Consider the following 25,293-nt stretch of genomic DNA (forward strand, 5'->3'; position numbering starts at 1 on the left):
CGCTTACTGGGCCGACGCGATGACGTCTTTGGCCTGATCCTGCGTGTATTCTACGTTCGCGACCGAGCCTTTAGGCGTTGTTTTCAGGGCGTCCTTCAAATCTGCCTGATCGATTCTCAGGAAGGGTACGGTCAGGTCCTTCGGAACCTCTTGCCCATCCAGAATCTGCTGGGCGACCCAAAAGGCCAGCGTGCTGACGCCTGGTGCAATCGACAGAGAGGTTGTCTGATATCCGTTTGCGTCCTGCTCATCTGACCACCACTGAAGTTCGTCCTGACGGTTGCCCATCACGATGGTTGGCATTGGACGATCCGTGGCACCGATGGCCTGCGCGGCCCCATAGCCGTCACCACCCTGGGTTACGACGCCCACGATCTCGGGCAGGCTGGGCAGGATACCGGCGACGGCCTTCTGAGCCACATCCTGCGCCCAATCCCCATGGACCGAGCCGACTATTTCGAAATTGGTGTTCTTCACCTCATCATGAATACCTGCGCTGATCTCGTCATCGACGAACACTCCGGCCAGACCACGGATTTCCAGCAGGTTCCCGCCATCAGGATAGCGCTCGGCCAGGTATTTCACCTGCTCGCGCCCCATCTGCTGAAAGTCGACCGCAATGCGCCACGCGCAGGGTTCCTGAACGATGCCGTCGAAAGATACCACCGTGATACCCGCATCGCACGCAGCCTTGACCGCGCCATTGATTGCGGTGGGTGAGGCGGCGTTGATCACGATCGCATCATAGCCTTGCAGGATCATGTTCTGAATCTGAGCCGCCTGCTCGGTGGCCTGATTTTCCGAGGTCGTAAAGGCGTCAGCAGCGGCGACAACACCATCCGCGACGGCCTGATCTCCGTTTTTCTGCCAGCTTTCCAGCATGGCTTGCCGCCACGAATTACCTGCGTAGTTGTTCGACAGGGCAATGCGTTTGTCGGATGTATCCGCTTCGGCAGACGGGGCTGTCAGGGTGATGATCCCGGCCGCAGCGCCGAGCAATATGGCCTTAAGTGTCATGTTTTCCTCCCAAAGCGGCCCAAGCGCCGCACGATTTTGGTGCCAGCCTGACGGGGCCGACTTGCCTAAAGTCTCTGAAGGGCACGCGCAGCGTAAGAGTAGGACGCGCGCATTCCTTGCGGGTTCCCGCAAATAGGCTGCGGCGACCCGCATGACACTCGATCCGCTGGTCGATATACTCGCCCGTGCCGGTTGCGGCAGGCTGGCGCTGCGAAAGAGAACACATGGCCGATCTTGCCTATTACTTGCGGATTTCGAACCATCTGGCGGGCAATCTGGATATCAAATCCGCATTGCGGTCGGTCAAATCCGAGATCGTGCGCATTCTGGAAATTGACCATCTGGATGTCTGCCTGATCGACGAGGAAGGGCGGCTTAACACAAGCTATGAGGTCGGCCTGCGCACCAGTTGGAGCCGCACCCGCGCCCCGGTCGAGGTCTCGCCCGTGCGCGATATCCTGCGGGGAGATTGCGACTACATGTTGACCGGAAACGCGCCGGAGGACCCGCGATATGTGTTCGAAGGCGGGGACTATGATCCCATCCTCAAACACAATATGCGCAGCCGCGTGAATGTGGCGATGAAAGTGCTGGGCCGCACGATCGGGTCCTTGAACTGTTCGTCACAAAAGTTTGATTTCTATGATGAACAGGCTGTCGAACAGGTTCGCAATATTGCGGATATTCTGGCTCCGTATTTCTATGCTCTGCGTGCGAACGAACAGGCTCGGCGTGAGGCGATCATGCGGACCGAGGTACAGGCGCGAGAAGAGGGGCTGCGGCTTGGGGCCCTCAGCCTGACAGACGCGCTAGAGCTGGAACGCCAACGGATAGGGATGGATCTGCACGATCAGACTCTGGCCGATATGACGCGGATCAGTCGGGATTTGGAACGGTGCGAAACGCCTCTGGATCTGGACGGGCTGCGCAGCAGTATGAGGAACTGCATTCAGGGATTGCGCGAGATAATCGATACCTCGATTCCGTCTTTGCTGGAGCTGTTCGGCTTTCAGCACGCCGTGCGAACCCATCTTGAACGCGCTATTGACCCGGATGAAGGGGTCGAGATTGACGTTCGTGACCTGTCCGGCGGGATGGTCGACCGGCTGCCACAAACCAAACGCATCGCCTTGTTCCGTATCGCACAAGAGGCCATCAACAACGCAGTCCGACACGCCTCGGCCAGTCGTATTGAGGTCGAGATTGAATGCGTGGACGGGCTGCACCTTCGCGTGCGGGACAATGGGCGTAGCAGGGGAGCTATTGAAATCCGGCAGGCTTCAGGCGGGTTGACGCATATGCGAACCCGCGCCCGGCTGATCGCGGCGCAGTTTGATATTCGCTACAATGGCGGGACCGAGATTGCGGTCTGTCTTCCGGCCTCCGAATGCCCCAAAACCGAGGTGTTGGCATGAAGGTTCTGCTGGTCGAAGACGATGCAATGCACGCGAACTACCTGCGGGAGCTGGTTCAGGATGCCTTGCCTGAGGTGACCGACCTGAGCCTCGCCTCGAACGGCCGGGAAGGGGAAGAGCAGGCCCGACAGAATGGTGTTGAGGCCATCGTCATGGACCTGCGTATGAAAGAGCGCAACGGGATCGAGGCCGCGCGGACCATTTGGTCGGAACGCCCCGCGACCCGCATTCTGTTCTGGTCCAACTACTCGGATGAGGCCTATCTGCGCGGCATTGCGCGGATCGTTCCGAAAGAGGCCGCCTATGGCTATGTTTTGAAGACGGCCAGCCCCTCACGAATGCATCTGGCTTTGCGCGCCGTTCTGATCGAGGCGCAGATCATGGTGGACCGGGAAATCCACCAGATCCAGCGGGAACAGAGCCGCTCGGGCGAGGCGCTGACGGAAGTTGAGCTGGCAATCCTGTCCGATCTCGCCCTCGGTTTGCCCGACAAGACCATCGCGCTGCGTCGCAAGCTGGCTCTGAGGACAGTGCAGAACCGGCTGCTGTCGATCTATGAAAAGCTGGATGTGGGCGATCTGCCGGTGGATGGCAACGATATCGCGATCAACAAACGCGTGCGTGCGGTTTCCAAGGCCATGACCTCTCAGATACTGAACCGTGAGAGCATCTTTTCGGCGGAAAAAGAGTTGGGAAGCTGGCTTGAGCGTCGGCAAAACTTGGGATGACGGCCGTGCTAGTCAGATCGTGAGGATTTGAACAGGTAGAGGAACACGAATAGCGACCCGATCGAGGTTGTAACGATCCCCACCGGCAACTCTTGCGGGGCCAGAAGCAGCCGAGACAGAATGTCTGAAAGCGTCAGCAGGATGGCTCCGACGACGGCGGATGTGATCAAGAGATTGCGGTGGAGCGTTCCGGCAATGCCTCGGGCGATATGCGGAACCATCAGGCCGACAAAGCCGATCACGCCTGCCACCGACACAAAGCTGGCCGTGGCCAAGGCGGCGACCAGAAACATCCGAAACCGCAGGCCTTGCACTGGAATACCCAGTGTTGAGGCCGTAAAATCCCCCGTCAGAAGCGCGTCGAGCCAGCGGCTGCGATAGAGGGAATAGCCCAGGATCAGGGTCAGCCCTAGCACGACAAGGGGTAAGGTCTCCCACCGGGCCAGACCAAGGCCGCCCAGCATCCAGAAAATGACGGAATGCGCGGCGCGGCTGTCGCCTGCGAAAATCAGATAGTTGGTGATGGCCGAAAACAGGAACGATACAGCCAGGCCTGCAAGGATCAGTTTCTCTGGCGCACTGGTGCGCAGGCTTTGAACCAGGGCCAGAACAATGCCGGACGCGATCAGGCCTCCGCAAAAGGCCGCAAGTGGGAGGGTCCAGATGCCCAGAACATCGCCTGTTACAGTGATGACCAAGACGGCACCCGCAGCGGCCCCGGACGAAAGGCCAAACAGAAACGGGTCAGCCAAGTCATTGCGCGTTGTCGTTTGTAAAACGACCCCGACAACACCCAGCCCGGCCCCAATCACTGCCGCAAACAACGCGCGGGGCAGGCGCAGGTCAAAGACGATCCGGTGCAGAGGGGACATGTCGCCCTCAGTCGCACCAGTACCCAGTCCAATCGCGGTGAAAACCTCGGCCAAGGGGATCGGGGTAGTTCCGTAGATCGTCGACAGCAGCAAAAGGGCGGTCAGAATGACCGCCCCCAGTAGGACCGCCTGGCCCGTTTTCGTCATCTCAGCTATTTCCCCGGTGCATCGCCGTTGCCATCTTCTCGATCGCTTCGATGTTTGCCGGTCCCGGTGTCAGCTCTTCATAGCGCAGTCCGATCCAGCGCTCGTTTTTGACTGCATCGGTCTGCGACATCACCGGATGCTCCTGCAGGAACTTGAAAGTATCCGCCGCGCCGTTGCCGGTTTGATAGTCCAGCAGGACAAGGAATTCGGGGTTCGAGGCGGCGACGGCCTCCCACGAGGTGCGGCCCCAGCTGGTGTCCATGTCGTGGGTAACGTTGACGCCGCCCGCTGCTGCGATCATCGCGTCGGGAATCGCGTATTTGCCTGCGGTAAACGGCGCATCGGCCGGACCATCCAGCAGGAAGACACGGGGTTTTTCCAGATCGGCGGTTTTGGCCTCGATCGTGGCCAGTTGGTCTTTCCAGCCCGAGACCAGCGCGTTCGCTTTGTCTTCGACCTGCATGACTGTGCCGAGACGCAGAACGTCGTCAAACAGAAGATCCATGCTGGCTTCGGGGCGGTCTTTGTTCAGGTGGATGCAGCTTTCGGTCAGCACCATGGTCTTGATGCCAAAGGGCTCCAGCGTGTCGGGGGTGACGTCGCCGCCGGGTTTCATGCCGTAATACCACCCGGCAAAGAACATGTCGGGTTCAACCGCGACGAGGTTTTCAACCGTCGGGTATTTCGGAGCGAGTTCGGGAATGTCACCGCGCTGCGCGTCGAAATCGGGGCTGGTCTTGTACCAGCCGGTGATGCCGGTCAGACCAACGATGCTGTCCTGAAGACCCAGCGCAAAGGCCATGTCGGTCATGTTCATGTCATGAACCACGATCCGCTCGGGCTTGGTGTCGAACACCAGAGGTTCACCGCAATTGTCGACGGTGATCTCTTGCGCGGCAGCGCCGCCCGCCAGCGCGCCTAGGACCGCAGCGGACAAGAGTTTCAGTTTCATCAATCTCTCCTGTTAAGATGAAAGCTTTCGTTTTCGGATGTCCAGCGCGGGGATCACGCGCCCTTCATGCTGGAAACACAAATAGTCAACACCAAAAGTCTCGCGCACGCGGTCTGGCGTCAGAACCTCGGCGACCGGGCCGAAGGCCGTCAGCTGAGCGTTCTTCATCAGGGCGACGTGGCTGGCGAATTCGGGGATCATGACCAGATCGTGGACAATCATCACAACCGTCACACCCAACTCGGCGACCAGAGACAGCATGTGCCCTTTGGCATCCGGGTCTAGGTGGTTGGTCGGTTCGTCCAAAAACAGCAGCGAGGGGTTCTGCGCCAACGCCCGTGCGATATGGGCGCGCTGGCGCTCTCCACCCGACAGCTTTGCCATCTGTTTGCCCGCAAAATGGGACAGTTCGGTGGTGTCGAGCACACGCTGCAGGTCCGCTTGAAGAGCCTCGGCGGATTTGTCGGCCCTGATCGGGATTTGCCCAAGGGCCACATAATCGCGCAGTTGCAGCCGCCCGTCGGGCATTTCCTGCTGGCCGACAACGGCAATTCGTCTGGCCCGCTCCAGCGACGACAGTTTCCGCAGGCTTTGCCCCTGAATACGCACATCGCCTAAAGCCAGCTTTGCGACACCGCACAAGAGGTTGAGCAGCGTCGTTTTGCCTGCCCCGTTCGGGCCAGCGACGGCCAGGATCGCGCCTTCCTCAAGGGTAAACGAGGTGTCGCGCAGCAGCACGTCGCCGTTCAGGGCGTAGTATTCCAGATTTTCAGCGACCAGAAAGCTCATGCCATGTCCTCCGGTGGCAGGCAGGGCATGCGCGACAGGGTTTTGGTATAGAGCGCCAAAGGACGGGTCGAGGCGCTGGTCCAGCCATCCTCGCTGTCCCGGAATTGATGGGCGAACTCCGCCAAAGCGCTCAGATCGGCAGGGGTTTGAATATCGCCAAACAGGTATTGCGCCTTGCCTTTGGCCTGCAGTCCGACCGTCATCGGGCGGTTGCAACCGGCCATGCAGTCGATCAGGCGTGTAGAGAACCCCTCGGGCAGCTGGCTATCCAGCGTTTCCTTCGCCGCATGCGCGGGTATCGGCCCATTGCAGGTGCCGCATATCAGGACGAAATGGTCAGCCATGGCACGGGTCGCCAACTTGAACAAAAACCAAGTGAAGGCAAAAGCCATGAATTGCATTAGCACGCGGATGTGCCATCGAGCCTCCTTCCGGGACACCCCGCCCCGGGTTGGTTAAACTGTGATGGCAGGTCTCCTGACTTGCGGGTCGTTGCTTGGCCAACCTTCCCGACCTTAGGGGCCAGTGGTTTTGTGGCGTCGCTCTCCGCTTACAGTTGCGGGGGCAGTCACGGCATTGGCCCTTGGGCCGCACCGTATTCCCATTTTCATCCCTCAGACACAGGCCGTCGGGAACCATCCAGAGCAGCTAGTCTGCTCACGCTCCTATTGTCAAGCGCCGGAATCTCGCTATCGGACCACGCGCAGGGTCGGCCTGCGGGCGGGTTGGGCCGGTCCGACGCTATTGGTCGGGAACTGGCTGGCTAGGGTCAAACCGGCCTTTATCAGGTGCGCGTCCGGGTAGCCTCCGGTCAATTCGTTCAAGGCATCGCGTGCCGCCGGAGTTTCGTCGCGGCGCATGTGATGCAGCAACCGCAGCAGGGCACATTCGTCACATGTCAGTTCTTGCCGTGTTTCAACACAAAGCGGGTCGTTGAAGGCCAGACCCAGAGGGCGGGTGTGAAGCGTGGCCTTGACGACTTTGAAGACCAGATGCGCCAAAACCAATCCTTGGTCGCGCCCCCAGTGTTCGGTTGCGACGGAAAAGGCATGTTGCCACGCCTGCGTTTCCGGCTGTGTTAAGCTTAGGATGAAGTGCCGCATGACAGGGAGCATACCGCGTTCGAAACCGTCAAAATCGGTTAAGGGCAGTGTGTGGTTAGATGCCGAGTGTTTCATGCGCGTTCCCTTTTGGGTTTGAGGGATTTCGCAACCAATGGGTGGACGTTTCGCGGAAGGGTGCAGGGTTCGACCGGTGTTTCAGGACGCGGTGATGCAGCGCGGACGGAAAAGCTGAGATCATCCTCGATCGCCTGCCTCAGTTTTGGTTTCAATGCGCAGCCATGGCGGCTGGCAACGGCGTCCATGGCCAACAGGTCGGCGAGGGATTTTCGCATGTGAGGTTATCTTTCGGTCGCAAAAATGGGACCGGGCGATGATTCCAAGGAATCTGACTGGGTCAGTCGTTAACTGACTAAATTAGTCAGAAAATGCAAGCGCGAAATTCTTAATGAAATCAGTAGTCGGCAACCAACAGGAAATCCGGTGCCGTGTCTTCTTCGATTGTTGCAAAGCGCGGGATCGGGTCTTCAAATACGTTGTCCGTCCGGTCGTCATTCACGGTTGAGACTTCGCCAATCAAGCAATCCCCACCTTCCGCCCAGAAGGCATGCCAGATGCCGGGCATCAAGGTCACGCTCTGACCTGGCTTCAAGCGCAAATGCTCTCCGGGCCGTATGGTGACAGGGCAGGCATCGCTGGGAACGGTGACCGGGGTATCGCGGTCGACACCGCCATCGGGGTCCGAGGCATAGATTTCCATAACCAGATCGGCGCCCCCACGGTTGATGATATCCTCGGCTTTGACGATATGGCGATGCATCGGCGATAGCTGTTTGTCGCGAGAGATCAGCAGCTTTTCGGCATAGAGCATACCGCGTCCCCGGCTCAGATCGCTGACGTTACCGTTGCGCAGGGTGAACAGAAACAACCCAAGCTCATCGAACTTGCCTTGACCGTAATCGGTGATATCCCAACCTAGCCCATGGGCACGAATACTGTCCGCCTGGGCGCTGCGCATCTGCTCAGGTGTCCAATCTGCGAAAGGTGGCAGAACGGCACCAAATGAACTGATGAATGCCTGGGCTTCGGTCTTGATACGGTTGATTTCGGATCGTTTCATCTCAGACTCTTCGTAGGGCTATATTTCATGCGACCAGGGCGGGTTGGCTCCGGCGCGTGAGACGGTCACAGCAGCCACCTCTGCGCCCAAGGTCAAGGCGTCGCGTAGCGCGTCTGGGGACAGTGCTTTCAAGCCGGGCTTTGTCAGCTTGCCAGCCTGTTCCAGCGACGCCAAAACCCCTGCATTGAACGTGTCACCCGCGCCAACCGTATCAACAACTTGCACCGGTTTGACAGGAACTGAGACCACCGCGCCGTTGGCCAGATAGCCCGAGGCGCCCTCACTCCCACGGGTGACGATGACCGCGGAGGGGCCTGCTTGAAGCAGCAAAGGGACTTTCTGATCGTGGTTTTCCGGGCCGGGGACGATCCAGTCCAGATCCTCATCCGAGACTTTGACGATATCGGCCTGTTCGATCATCTGGTTCAACCGCGTGCGGTAGCGGGTCTGATCCTGTATGAAACCGGGTCGGATATTGGGGTCCAACATCACAGCACAGTTCGTGCCATGTTGCGCCAGCATCGCGGCATAGGCATCCGCGCAAGGCTCACAGGCAAGGCTGATGCCACCAAAGTACAGCGCTGAAACCGCGGGGAGTTGGCGCGGCATGTCCTCTGCACGTAGCATCCGACCCGCAGTGTTTTCATCGACAAACGTGTAAGTCGCGTGGCCGTCCTTCAGTTGAACAAACGCCAGCGTGGTTGGTCTGTCCGAGGCAATCACATGTGTCGTATCCACGTGGCTGGCCCGCAGGTCATCGGCCAATTGATGCCCGAACATGTCCGAGGACAGGCCAGTCAGCAGCCCAACGGGCGCGCCCAACCGGCCCAAAGCGATAGAGGTATTAAATATAGCTCCGCCGGAATGGGGAACGAAACCGTCCCGCCCGGACAAAGTCGGTTCGGCAATCATGTCGATCAGGGCTTCTCCGCAACACAGGATCATCCCACATCCTCTTCCAAAATACGCTCAGTTATCGCTGAAGCGCATTTTTACAGAAGTTGTTAGCGCCAACAATGCCAAATTCGGCCTGTTCCGAGATATAAAGGTTCATCGACTGCCGCAACTCGCTGAAGCGCCCGCCTGCATTGAACGCGTTACGGAAGGTTTCGCCAAACATCCAGCGGTTTTTCTCGGCGACGCCGCCTACAAGGAACACGCCACCGGCAGGCATCACGGTGACGGCCATGTCACCCATCAAAGCACCCAGATGGCTGATGAACAAATCTGCGGTGCGACCGGCGATCGGGTCTTTGCCGTCGCGTGCGTCCTGCAGAATATCTCGGGCGGTGCGAACCGGAGGCTGAGCTTGCCCGGCCGCCATGCCGGCGGCCTGATACAGGATTGGCAAGCCGGTTCCGCTGAGGAACATCTCAGCCTCAAGCACAAGGCTGTTGTCGAAAAAGCATTCGGGTGCCAGATCGCGGGCGGCTTCGAAGATATCGACCTCATCCCGCGTGCGCGGGGACAGGCCCACATGGCCGCCTTCGCCTGACACGGTGTGGAAATGCCCTTCCGAATAGAGCAGCGCGCCGACACCCAAACCGGTTCCAGGCCCCACGACCAATCGCGTACCCATCGGCGGAGTGGCAGAGCCTTGCAGTACTGATACCTCAGCTTCTGTCACTTCGGCCACGGACCACGCTGCTGCGGTGAAGTCATTGATCACATAGGTGTTGGCGGCCCCTGTCGCCTTGGCCAGCGCCTCCTCGGACAGGTCCAGATTCGCGTTGGTCAGTTGGATGCGCCCGTCGCGCACCGGTCCGGCCCCAGCCGCTACAACGGCTTGTGGCGCGGTGCCAATTTCATCGCGTATACGATGCAACGCGTCCAGCAGATCGGGCAGGGTGCCCGTCGGGTGTTTGTGCAATGCGGTCAGCTTACCATCAGAGACAATGCCCAGACGCGTATTCGTACCGCCTATATCGGCCACCAATGTCCAATGTGGTCGCAAAGAGCCAGACGGCTGGCGATAGGCCTGTCGTTCGGTAGAGCCCTTGGAAAGTGCGGCCTTTACAGCCGCGAAGGAGGCTTTGGGCCTACGGTTCAGCGTCTCAAAATCCACGTCTACCAATCCAAACCGTTTTTCATAGCCATAGGCCCATTCGTAGTTGTCCAGCAAAGACCAGATGAAATACCCCTTCACGGGCACATCCGCAGCCAAAGCCTGTTGCACCGCCGTCAAGTGATCGTCCAGATAGGCGATGCGCTCATCGTCTTGCTGGCGCTCGGCGCTCGCCATGCCGTTTTCTGTAACATAGATCGGAAGATCACCGGTATAGTCTTCTGCGGTTCTTTTCAGAAAACGGGTCAGGGCGTCGGGGTCGATCTCCCAACCCATCTGAGTTTTGGGCAGAGGGCCGGGCACTTCGGTCAGGCTTGGCCATGCACTGTCTGCCGAGGTGATCAGCTTGCGGGTGTAGTAGTTCAAGCCGCACCAATCGACCGGTGCCCCGATTGTGTCGAAATCATCTTGCCAACCCTCGGGCAAATGAGGCTCCAATCCCTGCAGCACGTTGTCGGGATAGGCTTTTTTAAACACTCCGCCCAAAAAGAACCTGTTGTAGATCCCGTCATAGAGTGCTGCCGCGCGTTGAGCAGCAGCACTATCATCAGCGGGCTCCGCCCATTCGAGGTTGAAGACAGCACCCAGATTGGACATGCCCAAACTACGCATTGTTTGAATTGCGCTGCCATGGGCCAGAAGAACATGATGCATCGCACGTGCGGCCGCGCGAATATCACGCAAACCCGGCGCATGGTGGCCTTCGAAATGGCTGAGCCAGCTGACGCACCAAGGCTCATTGATCGGCGCGACCGAATACATGCGGTCTCCGATCCGGCCCATGATCACTTGGGTGAAATCGGCGAACCACCCGGCGATATCCCGATTGCGCCAGCCTCCCAGATCTGCAAGTGCCGAAGGCAACTCCCAGTGGTAGAGCGTCGCACAGGGGCGGATGCCACGTTCAAGCAGCGCGTCCGCCAGGCGGTCGTAATAGTCCAGCCCGGCTTGATTTACATGTCCGCGACCTTCGGGCAACACACGCGCCCAACTGGTCGAAAAGCGATAGCAGTCAAAGCCTGCATCCTGAACCAGATCAAAGTCTTGTTCGAACCGATTTAGGTGATCGCAGGCGAGTGCGCCATTTTCCGCGCCGACGACATTGCCGGGGGTGGCCGCGAAACTGTCCCAATGCGTCCGGCCCGCACCGCCTTGAGCGTGGCCTTCGATCTGGTAGGCGGATGTCGCGACGCCGAACAGAAAGTCGCCGGGGAAGTCGTTGCGTGTGTATTTCATCATCGAACCCCAGTAGGCGCAGGCCCGGTTGACCGCCCGACGACCAACTCGGCCTCAAGCAACCTCGTATGTACCGGTGAAGACGGAGACTTGATCCGCTGGATCAGCATCTCGGCCGCCATTTCGCCAGCGTCCCGAACCGAGGACCGCGTTGCAGTGAAGATCGGCACATCCTGTCCGTTTTTGAGATAGGAAAGATCATCGTCATGGGCGATGACCGAAATATCTCGCCCCATCTGCAGCCCGGCTTCTTCTAGCGCGCGGCGCACGCCTATGGCTGTGATCATCGACGATGCCAGTATCGCAGTCGGAGGTTCCTCGATGTGCAGCATCTGATGGGTTTCCCGGTGACCATAGACTTCGGTCATTTCGGCGCTGCGCATTAAGGCGGCATCCGGCGTCAGCCCGGCCTGCTGCAGGGCGTCCAGATATCCGGCGCGACGGCGTTGGGCAAAGTCCATATCCTCCAACCCGTTGATCAGGGCGATGCGACGGTGGCCCAGATCAATTAGAAACTGCGTCGCGCGCTGGAACGAACTTTTGTTGTTCACATCAATCCAGTCATATTCGGCCTGCACGCCGGTTGAGCGGCCATGAACGATGAACGGCACCGCCATGCGCGTCAGAACCTCGATCCTTGGCTCGTTGACCTTTGGACCCTGCAGCACGACACCATCGACCGCCCCGCGTTGGAACAGGTTGCGATAGGCCGCCTCGATCGAGGTGTCATCGGCGTTGGTGAACATCATGTCATAGCCATGCTCGGCATATGTTTTTGACGCTCCGGCGACGAAATCGCCGAAGATCGGGTTCACCATTTCATGCCTTGATGAGCTGGGGATGACGTGACCGATGACCATGGATTTGCCCGTCGCCAACCCCTTGGCGCGACTGTTGGGGCGGTAGCCATGTTTAGCAGCTGCAGCCTCGACCCGCAGACGTGTTTCAGCGTTGACCTCAGGATAGCCGTTTAGTGCCCGGCTGACCGTGGTTTGCGAAAGACCCAGTGTTTTAGAGAGCTGCTTGAGGTTCATAGGTAGTCAAAGCGCCTTCAAATCGAAGGCTTTACTGGTGAGGTCCTGTTTTGTGCGCCGGCCAACCTGTTGTGATAACAGACAAGCATGTTTTTCTGACTTATTCGAAAATACGACTCATTGACAGAGTAAAAATGTTAGCGGATAACAATAATCATTCAAAGCGCTTTGAAAAACGTGAAGAGAAGGCGCTGGAGAGTATTGGGAGGAGATTTCATGAAACGCACGCTGTACGCAGGTGTGGCCACGTTTGCCCTGACTGCCGGGGCTGTTCACGCACAGGGTCAAATGATCCACCCCGTTGGAGAGGGCGGCTTTGACTGGGATGGGTTCCAGGCTTTTGCAGACGCTCATGATCTAAGCGGTCAGGACCTGACTATTTTCGGCCCCTGGCTTGCGGGTGAAGGGCAGTCCTTCGAAAATCTGGTCGCCTATTTCGATGAGGCAACAGGCGCAAACTCCAGCTATGTCGGCTCCGACTCGCTGGAACAGCAGATTTTGATCGACGCAGCAGCCGGATCAGCGCCAAACCTGACGGTTTTCCCGCAACCCGGCCTTGCTGCGAACATGGCCAAAAACGGCTATCTGACGCCGCTTGCCGATGGATCGGCGGACTGGATCAAGAACAATTTCGCAGCCGGTCAGTCCTGGGTCGATCTGGGAACTTTTGAGAACGCAGACGGAGCCAAGGATTTCTACGGCTTCTTCTTCAACGTGAACGTCAAGTCTCTGGTTTGGTTCATCCCTGAGAACTTCGAGGACTTCGGCTACGAGGTCCCTGAGACCATGGAAGAGTTCAAAGCGCTTATGGATCAGATGGTCGAAGACGGTGAGACCCCGCTGTGCGTCGGCCTCGCATCCGGTGGCGCGACGGGTTGGCCTGCGACGGATTGGGTTGAGGACCTGATGCTGCGCACGCAACCACCTGAGGTTTATGACCAGTGGGTATCGAATGAGATGAAGTTCGACGATCCGCGCGTGATTGCCGCGATCGAGGAATATGGTAGCTTTACCCGCAATGACGACTATGTGGTTGGGAACGCAGATGACACGGCTGCAATCGATTTCCGTGACAGCCCTAAGGGCCTGTTTGACAGCCCGCCTGCCTGCATGATGCACCGCCAGGCCTCGTTCATACCGGCCTATTTCCCGGAAGGGACAGAGCTGGGCGTGGACGCCGATTTCTTCTATTTCCCGGCTTACGCTGAGAAGGATCTGGGCACACCGGTTCTGGGCGCTGGCACCTTGTTCACCATCACGAACCCAAGCCCTGCGACTGAAGTGTTCATGGAGTTCCTAAAGACCCCGTTCGCGCACGAGATCATGATGTCTCAGGACGGGTTCCTGACGCCGCATCTGGGGGCAAACCCCGAGAACTATGCCAATGACACCCAACGCGGTCAGGGTGAGATTCTGACCAACGCCACCACGTTCCGGTTTGACGGCTCAGATTTGATGCCGGGTGCGGTCGGCGCGGGGACGTTCTGGACCGGCATGGTCGACTATTCCTCGGGCGCGAAGGACGCGGCCACTGTTGCGGGTGAAATCCAGTCGTCGTGGGATGCCGCGAAGTAACTGACGTTATGGGGCGGCTATGCGGCTGCCCCGTTTCCAAACCGACGAGGGCATCATGACACCGGCACTTCAGGGCCTGCTGACCATCATCATCGGTGTGTCGGGTTGCGTGGGCTACTTCTACCTCTCGAACCAATTTCTGGACAAAGTCCTGTTCCCGCCGCGCGGGCCGAACGCAGGGCGCAATATCAACCGCGCGAACATGATCCGGCCCTGGCTGTTCCTGTTCCCTGCGCTGGCGGCGCTTGGCCTCTATCTGGCTTATCCGGTGGTTGAGACGCTGCGCCTTTCACTCACGGAGCGCGTGCCTGGCGGCGGGTACAGATGGGTTGGTCTGGACAACTACACCCAGATGGCGGCAGAGCCGAAATTCTGGGAAGCCATGCGCAACAACATGTTCTGGCTGATCGTGGTGCCCGCGATGTCAACGGGTTTTGGTCTGCTCGTAGCGCAGCTGACCGATCGTATCCGCTGGGGCAATTTTGCCAAATCGCTGATCTTCATGCCGATGGCGATTTCCTTCGTGGGGGCATCGGTGATCTGGAAACTGGTCTATGACGCGCGGCCGGCGGAACAGGATCAGATCGGTATTCTTAACGCCCTGTACATCTTCTTCGGCGGGACTGAACCGCAGACATGGCTGACCGTTCCGTTCTGGAACAGTTTCTTTCTGATGATCGTTTTGGTCTGGATTCAGACCGGATTTGCCATGGTGATCCTATCGGCGGCCTTACGTGGCATCCCCGAGGAAACGGTCGAGGCCGCTATTCTGGACGGGGCAAACCCGTTCCAGATTTTCTTCAAGATCAAAGTGCCTCAAATCAAGACCACCATTCTGGTGGTCTGGACGACGATCACGATCACCGTTCTCAAGGTCTTCGACATCGTCTTTGCCATGACCAACGGTCAATGGGAGACGCAGGTGCTGGCCAACTACATGTACGACAAGCTGTTCCGCGCCAATGATTGGGGGGTGGGGTCGGCCTCGGCCATGGTGATCATGTTGCTGGTCACTCCGATCTTGATCTGGAACGTGCGCAATGCGCGCAAGGAAATGGAGTGAGGCCATGAGCGATATTGCAGGAACCAAACCGGCACTGCGCTGGGTCGTCCATGCCTCGGTTGTCTTTCTGGTGGTGCTTTGGGTGATTCCGACCCTCGGCCTGCTGATTTCATCTTTCCGGACTGCGGATCAGATCTCGGGAAGTGGCTGGTGGCGGTCGATCTTTCCGTCCGAGCAGAACCTGACCCTGCGCAGTGCTGCACCTGATAAACAGGTGCTGGAGAATGGCCTTTACGTGATCGAAGGCCAGCTTTTCGGGGATGACGAGCAGGTCAAGATCTCGAACTGGGGTATCAGTGCCCGTGAGGTTGATGCCTTTGTCCCCGGCGACACGGCCGAGCTGCGTCGAGGGGGCACGATCACTGTTGATGCGGACGGCGCCTACAGGATGGAGAACACCGAGGAGTTCACCGGAAACCGAGGCGCGCGCGTGTTCGTCACGGCCGAATTGCCGCCCGAGTTCACCTTGGACAACTATCGAAAAGTCCTGCTGGATCAGAGCAGTTCGGACAGTATGGCCAAAGCCTTCTTCAACACGTTGACGGTGACGATACCAGCGACGATCATCCCGATCCTCGTTGCGGCATTCGCAGCATATGCGCTGGCGTGGATGGAGTTTCCGGGCCGTGCACTGCTGATCGCGGCCGTCGTTGGACTGTTGGTTGTGCCCTTGCAATTGGCGCTGATCCCGCTGTTGAAATTCCACCTGAACATCGGGATCGGGAAAGGCTATCTGGGCGTCTGGCTGGCCCATACTGGCTTTGGTATGCCACTGGCGATTTACCTGCTGCGTAACTACATGGCCGGGTTGCCTCGGGATCTGATCGAGAACGCCCGTGTCGATGGCGCGACCGAGTTTCAAATCTTCACCAAACTGATCCTGCCGCTCAGCTTCCCGGCGCTGGCCTCTTTCGCGATCTTTCAGTTCCTGTGGACATGGAACGACCTGCTGGTCGCTAAGGTCTTCCTGATCGATGCGACCGGCCAGACCACAGTTATGACAAACCGCATCGTCGAGCTTTTGGGCACACGAGGCGGCAACTGGGAAATCCTCGCGACGGCGGCTTTTGTGTCGATCTTTGTGCCGCTGGTCGTGTTCTTCGCAATGCAAAAATACCTGGTCCGGGGCCTGTTGGCCGGATCCGTCAAATAGAGGCGTCTGATGAACGTGCAAAACACCGTAGAGCTTTCGAACTCAACCAAAGCGACATCCGAGTGGTGGCGCGGCGGCGTGATCTACCAGATATATCCGCGCAGCTTTCAGGACAGCAATGGCGATGGGATTGGAGATCTGAAGGGTATCACCCAACGGCTCGACTATATCGCCTCGCTCGGCGTCGATGCGATCTGGATTTCGCCTTTCTTCAAGTCGCCGATGAAGGATTTCGGCTATGACGTGAGCGATTATCGTGATGTCGATCCGATGTTCGGCTCGCTTGAGGATTTCCAAGAGCTACTGGATCAGGCCCACGCAAAGGGTCTGAAAGTGATGATTGATCTGGTGTTGTCACATACATCGGATCAACACCCGTGGTTTACCGAAAGCCGCGCGTCAACGGACAACCCGAAGTCCGATTGGTACGTCTGGGCCGACCCCAAACCGGATGGGACGCCGCCGAACAACTGGTTGTCAATTTTTGGGGGGTCTGCCTGGCAGTGGGACCCGCGCCGCCTGCAATACTACTTGCACAACTTTCTGACCTCGCAGCCGGACCTGAACTTCCACTGCGAAGAGGTTCAGGACGCGCTGCTGGATGTGGCCCGGTTCTGGCTCGAGATGGGGGTCGATGGTTTCCGCCTGGACACGATCAACTTCTATTTCCACGACAAGCAATTGCGCGATAACCCCGCGCTGCCGGTTGAGGAACGCAATGCCTCGATTGCGCCCGCAGTGAACCCGTATAACCACCAGAACCACCTCTATTCCAAAAGTCAGCCGGAAAACATCACCTTCCTTGAACGACTGAGGGCGCTGACAAACGAATTCGAAGGACGCGCCTGTCTGGGTGAGGTCGGTGACGCGCAGCGCGGGCTTGAGATAATAGGGGAATACACCTCGGGCGACGCGCGTATGCACATGTGTTACGCGTTCGAGTTCCTGGAAAAACGCGCGCTGACAGCAGCTTACGCGAAACAAGTGTTCGACCAGCTTCAGGCCAAGGCCGGAGATGCTTGGCCTTGTTGGGCGTTCTCGAACCATGATGTTCAACGCCATGCCTCCCGCTGGAACCTCAGCGATGCAGCAACGCGCCAACACGCGGTTCTGATGATGTGCCTACGCGGTTCGGCCTGTCTGTATCAAGGCGAGGAACTGGGCCTGCCCGAGGCCGACGTGCCTTTCGAACGCCTGCAAGACCCCTATGGCGTTGAGTTCTGGCCGGAGTTCAAAGGCCGCGACGGGTGTCGGACGCCGATGGTCTGGGCAACTCAGGCCGAACAATCGGGCTTTAGCACCGGCGAGCCATGGTTACCTGTCAGCGCCGAGCAGTCCGAACGTGCGGTTGATCGTATGGAGGCGGACGACCAATCCATGCTGCATCACTATCGCCGCGCGATTGCTCTGCGACATGCGCATCCGGCGCTGGCTGCGGGCGCGCAATCAGAGATGGTGCAAGTCGGCCCGATCCTGATGTTCCGCCGCGAAAACACCAGCGAGGACGTGTTCTGCGCCTTTAATCTGGGGCGCGACGCGGGGCAGGTCGATCTGCCCTCGGGCAGCTGGCAGGCAATTGGTGAGGACATTGGCAGTGTCACGGGTGAAGGTCGCGTCACGCTGCAACCTGCCGAATTCTGCCTGATGCGCAGGGACAAGGGGTAAGTCATGTCAGAACTCAAACTCACAGATGTGGCGAAATCCTATGGCCCAGTCGATGTTCTGAAGCACATTGATCTGGATATCGAACAAGGCGAGCTGATCGTCTTTGTCGGCCCGTCCGGATGCGGAAAATCCACTCTGCTCCGGATGATTGCGGGGCTGGAGAAGATCACAGGCGGCACGCTGGAGATCGAAGGTCAGGTCATGAACGACGTGCCGCCCGCGCAGCGCGGCATCGCGATGGTGTTCCAGTCCTATGCCCTCTACCCGCATTTGACCGTGCGCGAGAATATGTCTTTTGCGCTTAAGATCGCCAAGCGACCCGCCGCAGAGATTGACGCTGCTGTTGAGCGCGCGGCTCAAATTCTGCAATTGGACCCATATCTTGATCGCCTACCCAAAGCCCTTTCTGGTGGTCAGCGCCAGCGCGTCGCGATCGGGCGAGCGATTGTGCGAGACCCCAAGGTCTATCTGTTTGATGAGCCGCTCTCGAATCTCGATGCAGCGCTGCGCGTCGCCACGCGGATTGAGATTGCGCGCCTCAAAGAGGCGATGCCCGACAGCACCATGATCTATGTGACCCATGATCAGGTCGAAGCGATGACCTTGGCCAGCCGCATCGTTGTGCTGGCCAACAAAGGTATTGCCCAGGTTGGCACCCCGCTTGAGCTGTATGAAACCCCGGACAATGAGTTCGTGGCCCAATTCATCGGCTCGCCTTCAATGAACCTGTTACCCGGAACTATCACAGGCACTGGACAGATGACGACGATAGCTTTGGAGGGCGGAGGCTCAGCGATTTCCTCGATCCCGACCGGGCCCGAGGATGAAGGCAAGCAGGTAAGCATCGGCGTCCGGCCCGAAGATTTCACTTTGACGGATAGCGACCCGCTCCTGAGCGGTGAGGTTGATTTCACCGAAGCATTGGGTGAGGTGACTCTACTCTATTTTGCCAAATCCAACGACGCGGATCAGGTCATCGCCAAACTGCCTGGTATTCAAAGAAACCTTCGCGGGCAGCAGGTTTCGGTCACAGCACGACCGAAAAAAGTGCGCCTGTTCCATAACGGCCTGTCTATGCGCAAGTGATTCAGCGCGCGCGGCTTCAAGCCGCTTGACAACTCATACAACCCCGTTCAACCATTATTGAAACGTTTCAATGGTGGTAAATGCGGGTTTCTGCGCAGCTATATACTGTCCGGAATTGTGGTGATCTAGGCGATCAACTGCAATTGGCGGTGGCCTGTGGCTATGCAGATGTCGAAACGACTGGGTTGCACGACCTGACGGCGCCTCAGATGGCCCGGATCGTTGCGCAATCGGGCCTACGGGTGCGTTCGGCGCATTTCGACTGGGAAGAGTTCGAGGGGCGTTTACCCGAAATTCAGGACCTTCTGGAACGATTGGAGTGCCCGGTTGCCGTCATGCCTTGGCTGGCACCAGAGGCGCGGCCCGACACTGCCGAGGGATGGAAGGCTGTGTCGGGCCAGTTATCACAATTGGCTGCGCAACTGTCAGGCTCGGGCGTTCGGCTGGCCTATCACAACCACGATTTCGACCTGGTCGGGTACCCCTCGCAGACGCCGTTGGAGATGATCATGGAGAAGGGAAACGTCTTTTGGCAGCCCGATATCGGTTGGCTAGGGGCGGCCTACCTGGACCCGGTTGAGATGATTGAGCGCTATGCCGACCGTGTGGTCTCAGTGCATGCTAAGGACGTGGATTCCAGCCAAAAGGGCGACGCTAGGTGGCGGGATTTAGGGCAGGGCGACATAGACTGGAGCGCGGTTCTTAACGCGCTGGATCGAACGGCCTGTTCGGATCTTTTCGTTGAGCATGACGAGTCGCCGAGCCCGGCGACGGCGCTTACAACAGGCAGGCGCTTTCTGACCGACCTTTTGAAAGGTCGTATCTAGATGGCCCGCGCAACGATCAAGTCTATCGCCAAGCAGACAGGCTACTCCGTCGGGACCGTATCCAATGCACTTCGCGGAGAGGACTCGGTCAAACGCGAAACCCGTGAAGAGATACAGAAAGTGGCCTTGGAGCAGGGTTACAAAGTGAACCTTGCCGGGCTGAAGCTTCGCACGAACAAATCCTACCGGATCGCGGTACTAGTGGGCGTCTCCACCGACGCCACCGAGGAGTGGGAGGGCGTAGAATTCACCCGAATTGTGGCTGGTATCTCAACCGCATTGCAGGGGTCACGCTATGAGCTGAGCGTGTGCAGCGTGGCCGATTTGGACGACGCGATGGCCGCCCTACGCGCGATCGTACAGGAACGCTCGGCGGATGGGGTGATCTTTTCGGGCACTCGACATAACGACCCGCGTATCGCCTATCTACAAAACCAGAATTTCCCCTTTGTAACCTATGGCATGAGCGACAGTTCTGAACCTCATCCCTATGTCGATTTCGATAGCAAAAGCGCGGCGCGCGACGCGACAGAGCGGCTGTTGCGTTTAGGTCATCGACGAATTGCTCTCATCAATCCACCCGCCGAATTGGTTTACACTGGACAGCGTCAGACTGGCTATGCCGCCGCACTACAGACGGCGGGCGTGCCCGTTCAACCCTATCTGATCTACAACGGCCCCACAACGGCGCAAAGCGGCCAAGAGGCTTTTCGCAGCCTGATGCAACGCGCAGACCGCCCGACCGGCATCATCTGCGCCAACGAGGCGATGACATTGGGCGTTTTGTCAGCCGCCGCCGAAGATGGCATCAGGGTCGGGCGCGATGTTGTGGTCATTTCGACCGATGACCTCCAACTCAGCAAGTATTTCGTACCGGCGCCCAGTGCCTATTACGTGCCGATTGACAAGACCAGCCGGTTGCTGGGCGCGTTCATGTTAAAATCACTGGACGGGGCCGATCCGTCTGAAATTCAAAAGAAGATCAGGGCCACGTTAATCGAGCGGCAACCTGACACACCTCCGCCGAACCCGGCGATCTGACCTGACCCAACAAAGGAGAATCCGAACATGTTCAAACATCTACTTGCCGCTGCAGCCGTTGCCACGATGACGGTCCCGGCCGCTTTTGCCGCCGATTTGGAAGGACGCGTTCTGAAGATCGGAACAGATGCAACCTATCCGCCGATGGAGACCGTCGATGAGACAACGGGCGAGATTGTGGGCTTTGACGTCGACGTGATGAACGCCATTTGCGAGCGCGTGAACTGCGTGCCGAATTTCGTCAACACCGCGTGGGACGGCATCTTCGCAGCCCTTCAGCAAGGTGAGTTCGATCTGGTCATCTCGGGTGTTTCGATCACGCCTGAACGGGAAGAGACCATGGATTTCTCAGAGCCGTATATTGTGGTCAGCCAGGCCATCCTATTGCAAGTCGACAAGGGCGACACGACCTTGGATGACTTCAAAGCCGGAGGTCTGAAACTGGCCGCTCAAACCGGAACAACCAACGCGCAACTGGCGGAAGAGCTGGTCGGGCGCGAGAATGTCAGCCTCTATGACAACTTCTCAGCCGCCATTTTGGCGTTGCAGAACGCCGACGTCGAAGGTGTGATTATCGACGGAACTTCCGCCACCGCGTATGAGCAAGAGTTCGCGGGCGAGCTGACCGTGGGCATAACGGGTCTGCAATCCGACCCTCTGGGCATCGTGTTTCAGGAAGGCGATCCGACCGTCGATGCGATCAACGAAGGTCTAGCCGCAATTCAGCAAGACGGCACTTTGGATGAGCTGAAAGCCAAATACTGGGGCACCAACTGATCCTTTGAACCCCTTCCAGCCCCGGCGGGTTCTGCCGCCGGGGCTTTGACTTAGCGGAGAACCCCATGTCGCGCCTCAGCTCGATCCGCCCGAGCAACCTCGTGTTGCTCGCAGCCGCGCCGTTTATCATCTATCTGTTTGCCACCTCATCCAAATACCTGCGATCTCTGGTCGCCATTCTGGGGATCGGCAACAATGCGGGGCCGATATTCGTGGGGTTCCTGCTGGTCCTTGCGACGGCGATCCTCGGTTATCTTTGCGCCCGCCACACCCGGTTCGAAGCGCAAGCGCCCGCATGGCTTCGGATTTCCGCTTTGGTGGCGTTTCCGGCGGCGGTTGGCCTGTCCATTCTGGCTTTTGTTGCCCCGGATGTCCTGATGCCCTTTGCCGAGTCCGTCTTCTTTCATGCGCTCAGCGAGAATACCTCGACCCTGATTGACCGCTCCAACCAAACCTGGGTTCTGTTTCCCGAAGTAGTGGCACAAGTTCAAAGCGGCCTGCAGATCCTTCTAGCGGTCTATGCCGTGATCGTCGCGCTATGCCTGATCTCTATCCGTTTGGCGAAACCTTTGCGCGGACGCGTGCAGCTTGGGTTCGAAATTCTGACGGGCGCCGCGCTGTTCTACCTGATGTTTATGGCCCATTGGCAGTTCGCAACAGGCGTCGCCATCACGTTCCGCGCGGCGATCTTTGCCTATATCTTCGCAGCGATCCTTGGCCTGATCTGGGTCGGGCTTCAGTCATTCAAGCCAAAGGCCCGGACAACGATGGTCTATGGCGCGATCAGTCTAGCGTTGCTTGCAGTATCCACCTTTTTCTTCATGCAGCCCAAAGTCAGCTATGTCCTTGTCGGCAATACCGAGGGCCGTATTGCCATTGTGCGCGGTACCCCTCAGGCGCAGGCCGATGTGATCCGCTTCGGCGAATTCGAAGGCGGCGGCGATCAGCAAGTCCGAATCCGGAGCGCCCCGGACGCTGCATCCGCATTGGAACAGATTGAGACCGTCGACAGCGTCTCGGGCGCGTTTGTTCCGGTTGAGGCCCATACGCAGGGCTATCCGGTGATCTGGCAAACCAGCTTTCTGCCGGACAAGTTCCGAAACCCGGGTCTGGCCTTTGCCGTTTTCGGTTTCCTTTTGCTTACACTGACGGTGGGTGGGGCTCAGCACAAACTGCACCCACTTGCGGTCGGGGCCGAGTTTTTCGTGGACACGATCCGCGGAATTCCGATGCTGGTGATCATCCTCTATATTGGCCTTCCTCTGGCAGGCGCGGTCAAGGATGCCACCGGCGGTGGTATCGACATGACCAACATGACCCGCGGGATCATCGCCATTTCGGTTGGGTATTCCGCCTATATGGCCGAGATTTTCCGATCCGGCATCGAAGCTATACCCAAAGGCCAGCTCGAGGCTGGCAGCTCTCTGGGCCTGTCGCGCTGGCAAACCGCGCGGCTGATCGTACTGCCGCAAGCCTTGCGGATCGTGACACCGCCCCTGGGCAATGAGTTCATCGCGATGATCAAAGACACCTCTCTGCTGTCGATCCTGTCTGTGCGCGACATGACCCAACGCATGCGCGAGTTTCAGGCCTCCAGCTTCCTGCCATTTGCACCCTTTAACACAGCGGCGATCCTCTATGTCGTGATCACTCTGGGCTGCGCCAGCTTCCTGAAATGGATCGAGCGGCGAACCGCGAAGGACACCAGATGAGCAAACTTGAACTGGGGGTTTGCTACTACCCCGAGCAATGGGAGCCGTCCCAATGGCGAGACGATGCTGCGCGTATGGTCGAAATGGGCCTCGATTGGGTGCGGATTGCAGAGTTCACCTGGGGCCTGATCGAGCCCCGGCGCGGTCACTTCGAGTGGGGTTGGTTGGATGAGGTGATCGGGATATTGGGTGAGGCTGGCCTGCGGGTCATGATGTCTACTCCAACGGCTTCGCCACCCAAATGGCTGATCGACGAGTACCCGGAGATTTTGCCCGTCGGCCCTGACGGTCGCGTGCGCGGCTTCGGATCGCGCCGGCACTATTGCTTCTCCAGCGATGTCTATCTGGAGGAGTCCAAACGGATCGCAACCGAATATGCCCGGCGCTATGGGCAAAACCCGCATGTTCACGCGTGGCAGATCGACAACGAATACAATGACCACGACACTGTCCTCAGCTTCTCCAACTCTGCCCGCAGCGGCTTTCGTCGGTGGCTGCAAAAGCGCTATGGCGCGATTGAGGAGTTGAATCAGAGATGGGGTACTGTCTTCTGGGGCACGCAGTATTCAAGTTTTGACCAAATCGAGCTACCAAACGGCTTGGTCGCGGCCGCGAACCCGACGCAATCTTTGGATTTTGCGCGTTATTCCTCGGACCGGGTCCGACTGTTCAACAAGGCTCAGGTGGATATTCTTCGGGCGCATTCTCCGGGCAGGGACATCACGCATAACTTCATGGCGAGCAGTTTCGAGTACGATCACCACGCGGTAGCCGCCGATCTGGATATCGTTGGCTTCGACAGTTACCCGCTGGGCAATCTGCTGGGATCGTCCCTGTCTGATCAGGACAAGCACCGCTACTTGCGAACCGGGGCACCGGATTATCAGGGGTTTCACTGCGATCTCTATCGTTCGCAGGGACGCGGGCGCATGTGGGTGCTAGAGCAGCAACCAGGTCCCGTCGATTGGGCAGAAAAGAACCCGTCACCCGCAGATGGAGCAGTCCGGCTGTGGACCTGGGCAGCCTATGCCCATGGCGCGCAGGCGGTGATGTTCTTTCGCTGGCGGCAGGCGAGGTTTGCTCAGGAACAGTTCCACACCGCGCTTTTACGATCTGACGGCAGCCCGGATCAGGCAGCGGTCGAGCTGGCGCATGTGGTGAAGGATCGCGCGGCTTTGCCGCCGGCCAAAAGGCAGAAGGCCCAAGTTGCAATGCTGATCGACTATACGTCGATCTGGGCGGCAGATATCCTGCCGCATGATGATGCATTTCCCAACACGAACATCCTGCGAGACTGGTACGCGGCCCTGCGCGGTTTCGGTGTCGATCTGGATTTTGTTGGGCCGGAGGACGACCTCGATGGCTATGCCTTGATCGTTTTGCCGCAGAGCATGATTGTCAGCGACGACTTGGCCTCAAGACTTCAGGCGACGTCAGCGAAACTGTTGATCGGGGCGCGGTCGGGTAGCAAGACGCCAGATATGCACAGCCCGGATAGCCTCGCGCCGGGAGTGTTGAGTGATTTGACAGGTGTTCGCGTTTTACGAGTCGAGTCCTTGCCCGATCTTGCGGATGAAGCCGTGCAGTTGGGCGAGCAAAACCCGCGGCCATTCACGGGATGGCGCGAAATTATCGAGACAAGTGAAGATGTTATCGGCCAATTCGTCAGTCGATATCAGAATGGCAGCCCGGCGGTCACTCGCTCGGACAGAACGACCTATCTTGCGATGGTCCCGAGCGGCGCGTTGTTGCAGAACATTCTGCGCGACGTGTTGGATTGGGCGGGGCTGCAGGTCACCGAAACGCATCAAGATTTGAGGCTCACCCGACGCGGGGACCTGCGCTTTGCCTTCAATTTCGGCGATCAAGATCAACCGCTGTCTGAGAACTCAAAGCGCTCTCTTCTGGTCGGAGAAGACCCGGTCGCCCCTCACAATCTTGCGATCTGGACGGAATAG

General features: G+C 58.4%; 23 protein-coding genes, 1 pseudogene and 1 riboswitch. Of the genes and pseudogenes, 12 read left to right on the plus strand and 12 right to left on the minus strand.

Annotated elements, in window-relative coordinates:
* Positions 1-3: 3 nt before the first annotated feature.
* Positions 4-1,017: a substrate-binding domain-containing protein gene (locus tag ACR0I8_RS11010; protein WP_170690518.1), complete on the minus strand. Its 1,014-nt coding sequence runs from the start codon at positions 1,015-1,017 to the stop codon at positions 4-6.
* Positions 1,018-1,241: 224 nt separating this feature from the next.
* Here ACR0I8_RS11010 and ACR0I8_RS11015 point away from each other — a divergent pair, with 224 nt between their 5' ends.
* Both ACR0I8_RS11015 and ACR0I8_RS11020 read left to right on the plus strand, forming a co-directional pair.
* Complete coding sequence (locus ACR0I8_RS11015) at positions 1,242-2,432, plus strand: ATP-binding protein (RefSeq protein WP_170690519.1); 1,191 nt, start codon at positions 1,242-1,244, stop codon at positions 2,430-2,432.
* Complete coding sequence (locus ACR0I8_RS11020) at positions 2,429-3,160, plus strand: response regulator transcription factor (RefSeq protein WP_170377404.1); 732 nt, start codon at positions 2,429-2,431, stop codon at positions 3,158-3,160. The genes ACR0I8_RS11015 and ACR0I8_RS11020 overlap by 4 nt, the downstream gene beginning before the upstream one ends.
* 8 nt (positions 3,161-3,168) lie before the next feature.
* Here the strand turns inward: ACR0I8_RS11020 and ACR0I8_RS11025 are convergent, their stop codons facing one another.
* The 11 genes and pseudogenes from ACR0I8_RS11025 to ACR0I8_RS11075 form a co-directional block, all read right to left on the minus strand.
* Positions 3,169-4,179 (minus strand): iron ABC transporter permease, encoded by a 1,011-nt coding sequence (locus ACR0I8_RS11025; protein WP_170690521.1) that lies wholly within the window; start codon positions 4,177-4,179, stop codon positions 3,169-3,171.
* Position 4,180: 1 nt separating this feature from the next.
* Positions 4,181-5,131 carry an ABC transporter substrate-binding protein gene (locus ACR0I8_RS11030; RefSeq protein WP_170377407.1) on the minus strand — a complete coding sequence of 317 codons (951 nt, stop codon included), beginning with the start codon at positions 5,129-5,131 and terminating at the stop codon, positions 4,181-4,183.
* Between the two features lie 12 nt (positions 5,132-5,143).
* Positions 5,144-5,920 carry an ABC transporter ATP-binding protein gene (locus tag ACR0I8_RS11035; protein ID WP_170690522.1) on the minus strand — a complete coding sequence of 259 codons (777 nt, stop codon included), beginning with the start codon at positions 5,918-5,920 and terminating at the stop codon, positions 5,144-5,146.
* On the minus strand, positions 5,917-6,264 hold the full coding sequence (locus ACR0I8_RS11040) for a DUF1636 family protein (RefSeq protein ID WP_170690523.1): 348 nt from the start codon (positions 6,262-6,264) through the stop codon (positions 5,917-5,919). The genes ACR0I8_RS11035 and ACR0I8_RS11040 overlap by 4 nt, the downstream gene beginning before the upstream one ends.
* Before the next feature lie 106 nt (positions 6,265-6,370).
* A riboswitch (cobalamin riboswitch) is annotated at positions 6,371-6,575 on the minus strand.
* Positions 6,576-6,609: 34 nt separating this feature from the next.
* Positions 6,610-7,098 (minus strand): hypothetical protein, encoded by a 489-nt coding sequence (locus ACR0I8_RS11045; protein ID WP_480703153.1) that lies wholly within the window; start codon positions 7,096-7,098, stop codon positions 6,610-6,612.
* Entirely contained in the window at positions 7,095-7,316 is a 222-nt protein-coding gene (locus ACR0I8_RS11050; protein ID WP_170690524.1) for a hypothetical protein, read from the minus strand. The genes ACR0I8_RS11045 and ACR0I8_RS11050 overlap by 4 nt, the downstream gene beginning before the upstream one ends.
* A 119-nt stretch (positions 7,317-7,435) precedes the next feature.
* The gene (locus ACR0I8_RS11055; RefSeq protein ID WP_170690525.1) at positions 7,436-8,101 is read right to left on the minus strand and encodes a D-lyxose/D-mannose family sugar isomerase; all 666 of its coding nucleotides are present in this window, start codon (positions 8,099-8,101) and stop codon (positions 7,436-7,438) included.
* Positions 8,102-8,119: 18 nt separating this feature from the next.
* The gene (locus tag ACR0I8_RS11060; protein WP_170690526.1) at positions 8,120-9,046 is read right to left on the minus strand and encodes a carbohydrate kinase family protein; all 927 of its coding nucleotides are present in this window, start codon (positions 9,044-9,046) and stop codon (positions 8,120-8,122) included.
* Positions 9,047-9,074: 28 nt separating this feature from the next.
* On the minus strand, positions 9,075-10,034 hold the full coding sequence (locus tag ACR0I8_RS11065) for a glucokinase (RefSeq protein ID WP_480703167.1): 960 nt from the start codon (positions 10,032-10,034) through the stop codon (positions 9,075-9,077).
* A 66-nt stretch (positions 10,035-10,100) separates the two neighbouring features.
* A pseudogene (locus ACR0I8_RS11070) lies at positions 10,101-11,402 on the minus strand (GH1 family beta-glucosidase); the annotation flags it as partial.
* Positions 11,402-12,436 (minus strand): substrate-binding domain-containing protein, encoded by a 1,035-nt coding sequence (locus tag ACR0I8_RS11075; RefSeq protein ID WP_170690528.1) that lies wholly within the window; start codon positions 12,434-12,436, stop codon positions 11,402-11,404. The pseudogene ACR0I8_RS11070 and the gene ACR0I8_RS11075, both read right to left, overlap by 1 nt.
* A gap of 216 nt (positions 12,437-12,652) precedes the next feature.
* Here ACR0I8_RS11075 and ACR0I8_RS11080 point away from each other — a divergent pair, with 216 nt between their 5' ends.
* The 10 genes from ACR0I8_RS11080 (at position 12,653) to ACR0I8_RS11125 (ending at position 25,293) form a co-directional block, all read left to right on the plus strand.
* A complete protein-coding gene (locus ACR0I8_RS11080) occupies positions 12,653-14,011 on the plus strand; it encodes an ABC transporter substrate-binding protein (RefSeq protein WP_170640099.1) in 1,359 nt (452 codons plus the stop codon).
* A gap of 55 nt (positions 14,012-14,066) precedes the next feature.
* On the plus strand, positions 14,067-15,074 hold the full coding sequence (locus ACR0I8_RS11085) for a carbohydrate ABC transporter permease (protein WP_170377422.1): 1,008 nt from the start codon (positions 14,067-14,069) through the stop codon (positions 15,072-15,074).
* 4 nt (positions 15,075-15,078) lie between these two features.
* Positions 15,079-16,227 carry a carbohydrate ABC transporter permease gene (locus ACR0I8_RS11090; protein WP_170690529.1) on the plus strand — a complete coding sequence of 383 codons (1,149 nt, stop codon included), beginning with the start codon at positions 15,079-15,081 and terminating at the stop codon, positions 16,225-16,227.
* A gap of 9 nt (positions 16,228-16,236) precedes the next feature.
* Complete coding sequence (locus ACR0I8_RS11095) at positions 16,237-17,892, plus strand: alpha-amylase family glycosyl hydrolase (RefSeq protein WP_170690530.1); 1,656 nt, start codon at positions 16,237-16,239, stop codon at positions 17,890-17,892.
* Positions 17,893-17,895: 3 nt separating this feature from the next.
* A complete protein-coding gene (locus tag ACR0I8_RS11100; protein WP_480703155.1) occupies positions 17,896-18,978 on the plus strand; it encodes an ABC transporter ATP-binding protein in 1,083 nt (360 codons plus the stop codon).
* Between the two features lie 80 nt (positions 18,979-19,058).
* On the plus strand, positions 19,059-19,805 hold the full coding sequence (locus tag ACR0I8_RS11105; protein ID WP_170690532.1) for a sugar phosphate isomerase/epimerase family protein: 747 nt from the start codon (positions 19,059-19,061) through the stop codon (positions 19,803-19,805).
* Positions 19,806-20,846 carry a LacI family transcriptional regulator gene (locus ACR0I8_RS11110; protein WP_170690533.1) on the plus strand — a complete coding sequence of 347 codons (1,041 nt, stop codon included), beginning with the start codon at positions 19,806-19,808 and terminating at the stop codon, positions 20,844-20,846.
* A 27-nt stretch (positions 20,847-20,873) separates the two neighbouring features.
* Positions 20,874-21,623: a basic amino acid ABC transporter substrate-binding protein gene (locus ACR0I8_RS11115; protein WP_419740815.1), complete on the plus strand. Its 750-nt coding sequence runs from the start codon at positions 20,874-20,876 to the stop codon at positions 21,621-21,623.
* 65 nt (positions 21,624-21,688) lie between these two features.
* Positions 21,689-23,335 (plus strand): amino acid ABC transporter permease, encoded by a 1,647-nt coding sequence (locus tag ACR0I8_RS11120; protein ID WP_170690534.1) that lies wholly within the window; start codon positions 21,689-21,691, stop codon positions 23,333-23,335.
* Positions 23,332-25,293: a beta-galactosidase gene (locus ACR0I8_RS11125; RefSeq protein ID WP_480703157.1), complete on the plus strand. Its 1,962-nt coding sequence runs from the start codon at positions 23,332-23,334 to the stop codon at positions 25,291-25,293. The genes ACR0I8_RS11120 and ACR0I8_RS11125 overlap by 4 nt, the downstream gene beginning before the upstream one ends.

The organism is Ruegeria sp. BG9, assembly GCF_056538305.1.

Bases quoted from the DNA above. Each gene is read 5' to 3' on its own strand.
- ACR0I8_RS11010 (WP_170690518.1), bottom strand. From the start codon at position 1,017: ATGACACTTAAGGCCATATTGCTCGGCGCTGCGGCCGGGATCATCACC.
- ACR0I8_RS11015 (WP_170690519.1), top strand. From the start codon at position 1,242: ATGGCCGATCTTGCCTATTACTTGCGGATTTCGAACCATCTGGCGGGC.
- ACR0I8_RS11020 (WP_170377404.1), top strand. From the start codon at position 2,429: ATGAAGGTTCTGCTGGTCGAAGACGATGCAATGCACGCGAACTACCTG.
- ACR0I8_RS11025 (WP_170690521.1), bottom strand. From the start codon at position 4,179: ATGACGAAAACGGGCCAGGCGGTCCTACTGGGGGCGGTCATTCTGACC.
- ACR0I8_RS11030 (WP_170377407.1), bottom strand. From the start codon at position 5,131: ATGAAACTGAAACTCTTGTCCGCTGCGGTCCTAGGCGCGCTGGCGGGC.
- ACR0I8_RS11035 (WP_170690522.1), bottom strand. From the start codon at position 5,920: ATGAGCTTTCTGGTCGCTGAAAATCTGGAATACTACGCCCTGAACGGC.
- ACR0I8_RS11040 (WP_170690523.1), bottom strand. From the start codon at position 6,264: ATGGCTGACCATTTCGTCCTGATATGCGGCACCTGCAATGGGCCGATA.
- ACR0I8_RS11045 (WP_480703153.1), bottom strand. From the start codon at position 7,098: ATGAAACACTCGGCATCTAACCACACACTGCCCTTAACCGATTTTGAC.
- ACR0I8_RS11050 (WP_170690524.1), bottom strand. From the start codon at position 7,316: ATGCGAAAATCCCTCGCCGACCTGTTGGCCATGGACGCCGTTGCCAGC.
- ACR0I8_RS11055 (WP_170690525.1), bottom strand. From the start codon at position 8,101: ATGAAACGATCCGAAATCAACCGTATCAAGACCGAAGCCCAGGCATTC.
- ACR0I8_RS11060 (WP_170690526.1), bottom strand. From the start codon at position 9,046: ATGATCCTGTGTTGCGGAGAAGCCCTGATCGACATGATTGCCGAACCG.
- ACR0I8_RS11075 (WP_170690528.1), bottom strand. From the start codon at position 12,436: ATGAACCTCAAGCAGCTCTCTAAAACACTGGGTCTTTCGCAAACCACG.
- ACR0I8_RS11080 (WP_170640099.1), top strand. From the start codon at position 12,653: ATGAAACGCACGCTGTACGCAGGTGTGGCCACGTTTGCCCTGACTGCC.
- ACR0I8_RS11085 (WP_170377422.1), top strand. From the start codon at position 14,067: ATGACACCGGCACTTCAGGGCCTGCTGACCATCATCATCGGTGTGTCG.
- ACR0I8_RS11090 (WP_170690529.1), top strand. From the start codon at position 15,079: ATGAGCGATATTGCAGGAACCAAACCGGCACTGCGCTGGGTCGTCCAT.
- ACR0I8_RS11095 (WP_170690530.1), top strand. From the start codon at position 16,237: ATGAACGTGCAAAACACCGTAGAGCTTTCGAACTCAACCAAAGCGACA.
- ACR0I8_RS11100 (WP_480703155.1), top strand. From the start codon at position 17,896: ATGTCAGAACTCAAACTCACAGATGTGGCGAAATCCTATGGCCCAGTC.
- ACR0I8_RS11105 (WP_170690532.1), top strand. From the start codon at position 19,059: ATGCGGGTTTCTGCGCAGCTATATACTGTCCGGAATTGTGGTGATCTA.
- ACR0I8_RS11110 (WP_170690533.1), top strand. From the start codon at position 19,806: ATGGCCCGCGCAACGATCAAGTCTATCGCCAAGCAGACAGGCTACTCC.
- ACR0I8_RS11115 (WP_419740815.1), top strand. From the start codon at position 20,874: ATGTTCAAACATCTACTTGCCGCTGCAGCCGTTGCCACGATGACGGTC.
- ACR0I8_RS11120 (WP_170690534.1), top strand. From the start codon at position 21,689: ATGTCGCGCCTCAGCTCGATCCGCCCGAGCAACCTCGTGTTGCTCGCA.
- ACR0I8_RS11125 (WP_480703157.1), top strand. From the start codon at position 23,332: ATGAGCAAACTTGAACTGGGGGTTTGCTACTACCCCGAGCAATGGGAG.